Below are 5,574 nucleotides of genomic sequence, written 5' to 3'. Positions count from 1 at the left end.
CGCGGCCCCGCGACTCCGCGCGGGCCCACGGGCAGCGCCTCTTCGGGGTCGTTCGCGGAATCGCCGGCGACGGCGGATGCCTCGGCCGAGGCATCCGTCGCCGACCGCCCTGCAGGAAGCCACAGCGCGGCGATCGTCGCGACGAACAGCACCGCGGCCCCGGTCAGCACGGCGGGGCGGGCGGCGTCGACGTAGAGGTCGGGCAGCAGCTCGCCGCCCGCGCCGACGAAGATCGCCGTCATGACCGCGGTGCCCAGGGCTACGCCGAGCTCGCGGACCGTCGAGTTGACGCCCGACGCCTTCGCGTGGTCGACGAGCCCGAGGGTCGCGAGCAGCGCGGTCGCCGACGGCGCGAAGACCAACGCCATCCCGACGCCCGCCATGACGAACGGCGCGATGAGCACGGGGTAGTCGAGGTCGGCCGAGATCACCGTGCCGATCCAGGCGAGCGCGAGCGCCTGCAGCGCGAGGCCTGTGACCATCAGAATGCGGGTGCCGATACGCGGCGCGAGCATGCCGGCGATGGGCGCGACGAACATCGGCGCAAGCGTCCACGGCGTGGTCTGCACGGCCGCCTCGAGTGGCGTCGAGCCCTGCACGACCTGCAGGTACTGGATGAGGATGAACACGGCCCCGAACGTGCCGAAGCTGAACGCGAAGCCGACGATGTTCGTCACCGAGAACGAGCGGTCGCGGAAGAGCCGCAGCGGCACGAGCGGCGCCTTCGCGCGGGTCTGCCAGACGAAGAACGCGACGAGGAGGACCGCGGCCAGGGCGATCTCGCCGATCACGTCGAACGACCCCCAGCCGTCGTCGTTGCCGCGCACGATCGCGTGGACGAGAGCGAGCACGCCGCCTGCGGCGAGGACGGCGCCGGGCACGTCGATGCGCTCGCGGGCGCCGAAGTCGTTGCGCAGCACGATGAGGGCGAGCGGGATCGCGACGATCGCGACGGGCACGTTGATCCAGAAGATGGCCTGCCAGTTCCAGCCCTCCATGATCGCGCCTCCGACGAGCGGGCCGACGGCGACGCCGAGGCCGGAGATGCCGCCCCAGATGCCGATGGCCAGCGCGCGGCGCCCGCGCGGCACGGCACCGCTCAAGAGGGCGAGGGACAGCGGCATGACCGCGGCGGCGCCGAGTCCCTGCAGGGCGCGGGCCGCGATGAGCTGGCCGGGATCGGTGCTGAGCGCGGCGAAGACCGAGCCGATGCCGAACACGGCGATGCCGATGGCGAAGACGGTGCGACGGCCGAACCGGTCGCCGAGGGCCGAGGCGATGAGGATGGCGCCGGCGAAGGCGAGGGTGTAGGCGTTGACGAACCACTGCAGCTCTTCGACGCTGGCACCCATGTCGCGGTGGAGGACGGGCAGCGCGTTCGTCATGACGAGGTTGTCGAGGGTGGCCATGAACATCGGGAGGGACGCCGCCGCCAGCACGATGGCGAACGGACGGGTGCGACGAGCGGATGAGGCGAGGGGCGTTTCGGTCATTCCATGACTCCGGTTGTTATTCGATGATTACTCTCACGAGGAATGTAGTAATCAACTGATTACAAAGTCAAGTCATCGGCTGATAACCTTCGAGCATGACTTCCGCGCGGCATCACGGCGACGACGCCGTCGCACTCGACGAGACGACCCCCGGGAGGCGGCTGTCGTCGGATGAACGCCGCAGGCAGATCCTCGTCGCCGCGATGGCCGTGTTCGGCACGCGCGGATACGAGGGCGCGACGACCGACGAAGTCGCCCGCGCGGCCGGGGTCAGCCAGCCCTATGTCGTGCGGCTGTTCGGCTCGAAGGAGAATCTGTTCCTCGCGGCGCTCGACGACGCTCTGTCGCGTCTGCTCGCCGCGTTCCGCGCCGCGCTCCGGGCCGACGATCCCGAGGGCGACCGAGCGAAGGGTCTCACGCCGCAGAAGGCTGCGGGCAAGCGGATCGGTCACGCCTATGTCGATCTCATCGAGGTGCGTGGGCTGCACCAGACGCTCGCGCACGCGTACTTGCTCGGCAGCACCCCCGTGATCGGCGCCGCTGCGCGACGCGGCTTCGCGCAGGTGTGGCGCTTCTTCCGGGATGAGGTCGGTCTGGACGCCGACGAGGCGCGCGCGTTCATGGCCGAGGGCATGCTCATCAGCACGATGATCGGCCTCCGCATCGTCGACGACTACGGGTCGGATCCCCAGATCACCGAGCTCTTCCGCTCGTGCTTCCCGACCGAGCTGCCCCACGTGCTCGGCGTGCTCCCTCGGGGCGGCGACCGTTGGTAGCGTCGCTCGGCGGCATCCGACGACCTCATGGATGGCTGTCGGCGAGCGCACATGTCCTGTGCGCACGACGTGTGATCTCGACGGGATGACGTGGACGACGGATGCCGCGCCGTGGCCGGCGCTTGAGCGGCGGCGTATCCTCGGACGCATGTGCCGGAACATCCACACGCTTCACAACTTCGAGCCCGCCGCGACCTCCGACGAGGTCCACGCCGCCGCGCTCCAGTACGTGCGCAAGATCGCGGGCACCACGAAGCCGTCGAAGGCGAACCAGGACGCGTTCGACCGCGCCGTGCACGAGATCGCGCATGCGACGCAGCACCTGCTCGACGACCTCGTCGCCGTGTCTCCGCCGAAGAACCGGGAGGAAGAGGCGGCCAAGGCGCGCGAGCGCGCGATCCGGTCGGGCCGCTACGCCGCGCCCGCCGCTTGACCGTACCCAGCCCCGGTCTCGGTCGCCCCGCGGGGGGCGCTCTGGCGCCCGGAGACGAACGCCTCGAGCTTCGTGGGCGCGTCCGAGGCGTCTCGTCTCGCTTCGCTCGCTCGACGACCGGGCGTGCGGTAGTCTGGTCGGCTCCCCATTCGGCGAAGGATGCCGCGCGGAGCAGACAGGACACACCGTGGGGTACATCGACATCGCCGCCGTCTCGTACGCGCTGCCGGACGGCCGGCCCCTGCTGGACGAGGTCACGTTCCGCGTCGGGGAGGGCTCGACCACTGCGCTCATCGGCCAGAACGGCGCCGGCAAGACCACGCTGCTGCGCATCGTCCGGCATGAGCTCGCGCCGCATTCCGGGGTCGTCTCGATCGACGGCGGGCTGGGCGTCATGGACCAGTTCGTCGGCCACGGCGAGGCCGGCCAGACCGTGCACGACCTCCTGATCTCGGTCGCGCCCGACCGGGTGCGTCGCGCGGCGCGCGAGCTCGAGGACTCCGAGGCGGCGATCATCGAGCGCGACGACCTCGACACGCAGATGCGATACGCCGCCGCGCTCGCCGACTACGCCGAGGCCGGCGGCTACGAGTACGAGACCGTGTGGGACACCTGCACCACGGCGGCGCTCGGCATCCCCTTTGCGCGTGCGCGGTTCCGCGAGCTGACGACCCTGTCGGGCGGCGAGCAGAAGCGCCTCGCGCTCGAGGCGCTGCTGCGCGGACCCGACCAGGTGCTGCTGCTGGACGAGCCCGACAACTACCTCGACGTGCCCGGCAAGCGCTGGCTCGAGGAGCGCCTGCGTGAGACGCCCAAGACGGTGCTGCTGGTGTCGCACGACCGTGAGCTGCTGGCGCGCGCGGCCGACCGCATCGCGACCCTGGAGGTGGGCGTCGCGGGCAGCACGGCGTGGGTGCACGGAGGCGGCTTCGGCACGTATCACCGCGCACGCGACGAACGGATGCTGCGCCTTGACGAGCTGCGCCGGCGCTGGGACGAGCAGCACGCCAAGCTCAAGGCGCTCGTGGCCGATCTGAAGGTCAAGGCAGCCGCCAACGACGGGTTCGCATCGCGCTACCGCGCCGCGCAGACTCGCCTGCGGATGTTCGAGGATGCCGGTCCGCCGCTCGAGCGGCCGAAGGAGCAGGACCTCGACGTACGGCTGCGCGGCGCCCGAACGGGCCGCCGTGCGGTGGTCGCCGAGAGGCTGGAACTCACCGGGCTCATGAAGCCGTTCGATCTCGAGGTGTGGTTCGGCGACCGGGTGGCGGTTCTCGGCTCGAACGGCTCGGGCAAGTCGCACTTCCTGCGGCTGCTCGCGCGCGGCGGCACCGACCCGGACGGGCGTCTCGGACACCTCACGACCACGGGCTCGGGCCTCGAACCCGTCGCCCACACGGGCCGCGCTGTGCTCGGCGCGCGCGTGGTGCCGGGGTGGTTCGCCCAGACCCACCGGCATCCCGAGTTCACCGGACGCACGCTGCTGGACATCCTGCACCGCGGCGAAGACGCACGCGCCGGAATGCCGAGGGATGCCGCGAGCTCCGCCCTCGACCGCTACGGGCTCGTCGCGCAGGCCGAGCAGACCTTCGACAGCCTGTCGGGCGGTCAGCAGGCGCGGTTCCAGATCCTGCTGCTGGAGCTGTCGGGGGCGACGCTGCTGCTGCTCGACGAGCCGACCGACAACCTCGACCTCGTCTCGGCAGAGGCCCTGCAGGACGCGCTCGCCCGCTTCGAGGGCACCGTGCTCGCCGTCACCCACGATCGCTGGCTCGCGAAGTCGTTCGACCGCTTCCTCGTCTTCGGGTCGGATGGACGCGTGTTCGAGTCGGACGAACCGGTGTGGGACGAGGCCCGCGTCGCGCGAGCGCGCTGACGGCCGACGGATGCCTTGGCCCGAGGTTCTGAGCCGAGGCATCCGTCACCAGCCCGCCGCGCCCGCGGCTCGCGGCCCGCGCACGACCTCGGATCCGCAGTTGCGGAGATCGTCGTGGACACGCCGGTCAGCGGCATCCGTCACCGGGGTGTCGTCTCACCGGTCCGCACCTGCGGATCCGATTCTGTGCGGACGACGGCCCGGTGGGCGGTGGAACAGTGGCTCGGGCGCCGAGAATCCCGCCGGGTAGGCTGGGGACGTGAGCATGGACATCGAACTCGGCCGCGCGAAGCGCGCACGCCGCGCGTACACGTTCGACGACATCGCGGTCGTGCCGTCGCGGCGCACGCGCAACCCCGAGGACGTCTCCACCGCCTGGACGATCGACGCGTTCAGCTTCGACGTCCCTGTGCTGGGCGCCCCGATGGACTCGGTCGTCAGCCCGCGGACCGCGATCATGCTCGGCCAGCTCGGCGGGCTCGGCGTGCTCGACCTCGAGGGCCTGTGGACCAGGTACGACGACCCCGAGCCGCTCCTCGCCGAGATCTCGGGGCTCGACAAGACCGCGGCGACCCGTCGCATGCAGGAGCTGTACTCCGAGCCGATCAAGCCCGAGCTGGTGCGCGAGCGCCTCGCCGAGATCCGCGGCGCCGGCGTCACCGTCGCCGGCGCCCTCACCCCGCAGCGTACCCAGGAGCTGTACGAGACCGTCGTCGCAGCGGGCGTCGACCTGTTCGTGATCCGCGGCACCACGGTGTCGGCCGAGCACGTGTCGAGCGTCGACCAGCCCCTCAACCTCAAGAAGTTCATCTACGACCTCGACGTGCCGGTGATCGTGGGCGGTGCGGCGACCTACACCGCGGCTTTGCACCTCATGCGCACGGGTGCCGCAGGCGTGCTCGTGGGCTTCGGCGGCGGCGCCGCCTCGACCACGCGCGCGACGCTGGGCCTGCACGCGCCCATGGCCACGGCGGTCGCCGACGTCGCCGGTGCGCG

The 5,574-nt window shown here is 71.3% G+C and carries 5 protein-coding genes; 4 read left to right on the top strand and 1 reads right to left on the bottom strand.

All coding sequences use genetic code 11. The features are described from left to right. The coding region (locus EIO58_RS11760) for an MFS transporter (protein WP_127819704.1) at nucleotides 1–1,493 on the bottom strand (1,493 nt) is incomplete at its 3' end. 95 nt (nucleotides 1,494–1,588) lie between these two features. Between EIO58_RS11760 and EIO58_RS11755 the strand changes: the two genes are divergently transcribed. The 4 genes from EIO58_RS11755 to EIO58_RS11740 form a co-directional block, all read left to right on the top strand. Beyond that, nucleotides 1,589–2,269: a TetR/AcrR family transcriptional regulator gene (locus tag EIO58_RS11755; protein ID WP_127819703.1), complete on the top strand. Its 681-nt coding sequence runs from the start codon at nucleotides 1,589–1,591 to the stop codon at nucleotides 2,267–2,269. Nucleotides 2,270–2,417: 148 nt separating this feature from the next. Continuing rightward, nucleotides 2,418–2,702: a DUF2277 domain-containing protein gene (locus EIO58_RS11750; protein ID WP_127819702.1), complete on the top strand. Its 285-nt coding sequence runs from the start codon at nucleotides 2,418–2,420 to the stop codon at nucleotides 2,700–2,702. 187 nt (nucleotides 2,703–2,889) lie between these two features. Further along, nucleotides 2,890–4,578 (top strand): ABC-F family ATP-binding cassette domain-containing protein, encoded by a 1,689-nt coding sequence (locus EIO58_RS11745; protein ID WP_127819701.1) that lies wholly within the window; start codon nucleotides 2,890–2,892, stop codon nucleotides 4,576–4,578. 265 nt (nucleotides 4,579–4,843) lie between these two features. Further along, nucleotides 4,844–5,574: GuaB3 family IMP dehydrogenase-related protein (locus tag EIO58_RS11740; protein WP_127819705.1), on the top strand; the 731-nt coding region annotated here is incomplete at its 3' end.

The organism is Microbacterium sp. CPCC 204701 (genome assembly GCF_004010105.1).
GTDB lineage: Bacteria > Actinomycetota > Actinomycetes > Actinomycetales > Microbacteriaceae > Microbacterium.
The sequence above is the reverse complement of the archived record's forward strand: the minus strand, read 5'-3'. Positions and strand labels throughout refer to the sequence as shown.

What these genes read in the sequence shown, in the direction of transcription:
- EIO58_RS11755 (WP_127819703.1), top strand. Translation starts at nt 1,589, where the DNA reads ATGACTTCCGCGCGGCATCACGGCGACGACGCCGTCGCACTCGACGAG.
- EIO58_RS11750 (WP_127819702.1), top strand. Translation starts at nt 2,418, where the DNA reads ATGTGCCGGAACATCCACACGCTTCACAACTTCGAGCCCGCCGCGACC.